The 443-nt window shown below is 46.5% G+C and carries 1 protein-coding gene; it reads left to right on the top strand.

Annotated features, from left to right (window positions below; translation table 11 throughout):
• A partial coding sequence (locus tag HC176_RS16585) for an efflux RND transporter permease subunit (protein WP_167920111.1) occupies positions 1-443 on the top strand: 443 nt, incomplete at both ends.

Raw genomic sequence — 443 nt, 5'->3', positions numbered from 1 at the left:
AATGCGGTAATACAGAGGGTCCAGGAAAGGATGGCGGAGGTAGAAGAATCCTTGCCGGAAGGACTTGAAATAAGGCCCATCATTGACCAAAGCGCCCTTATTGGAAGAACAACCGATACCGTGACTAAAAACCTGTTGGAAGGTGCTTTAATCGTAATCTGTGCATTGGTATTCCTATTGGGGAGTTTGCGTGGGGGCCTCATTACAGCCACTACCATTCCGCTGTCCTTGCTCTTTGCCTTCATCCTGATGAAGCAGTTTGGGGTTTGGGCAAATTTAATGAGCCTGGGGGCCATTGACTTCGGGATAATTATTGATGGGGCGGTTATTATTATAGAAGGTGCCGTTTATGAAATCCATAAAAGGATCAAAGCCGGAAAAGTCAAATTTAATCAGGCGGTCATGGATGAGGTCGCTTACGATTCCGGAAGCACTATGATGGG

The sequence above is a fragment of the Tamlana crocina genome (assembly GCF_012037625.1).
This window is presented reverse-complemented; position numbering and strand designations above follow the sequence as displayed.